Here is a 614-nt window from a genome sequence, read left to right on the forward strand (position 1 = left end):
GAAATTCCTATGCATCGAGGAAAGCGCGTTGTCCGACATTGCAGCCTCAGTTCTGTCCGATACGCGAGTATAGGCTGCGATCCCCACACAAAACACGCCTTGAGTACGGTTATACTCAGCCACCCGACACGGACCCGATCACCCGCCATGGAACAACCTTCCACATCAAAAGGCCGTCGCTCCAGCCTGACTCAGCAACTGGTCGCCGAGTTTTCGCGCAGAATTCGCGAAGGCGAGATCCAGAGCGGTGAAAAGCTTCCTACCGAACAGGTGATCATCCGTGAAACCGGGGTCAGCCGCACTGTGGTTCGTGAAGCGATGTCGCGTCTGCAAGCCGAAGGTCTGGTCGAAACCCGGCATGGCATCGGCACCTTCGTGGTCGATGCAGCGCAGCCAGGGAATTTCCAGCAGGTTGAACCGCCAATCGGTACACCCGGCGACGCGGTATCCATCATCGAGCTGCGCCTGAGCATCGAGCCGGAATCTGCCGCGCTCGCGGCTCAACGCCGCACGCCCGAGCAACTGGATGCCATCCGTCAGGCACTCGATGAGCTGCATCGCTGTGCGCGCCTGGGGCACGACACCATGAAAGCCGATTTCGAGTTTCACCGGCA

General features: G+C 59.6%; 1 protein-coding gene. It reads left to right on the forward strand.

The window, feature by feature from the left end:
- Positions 1 to 147 precede the first annotated feature (147 nt).
- Positions 148 to 614: FadR/GntR family transcriptional regulator (locus ALO64_RS00085; protein ID WP_235804960.1), on the forward strand; the 467-nt coding region annotated here is incomplete at its 3' end.

It is taken from the genome of Pseudomonas meliae, assembly GCF_001400515.1.
Taxonomy (GTDB): Bacteria; Pseudomonadota; Gammaproteobacteria; order Pseudomonadales; family Pseudomonadaceae; genus Aquipseudomonas; species Aquipseudomonas amygdali.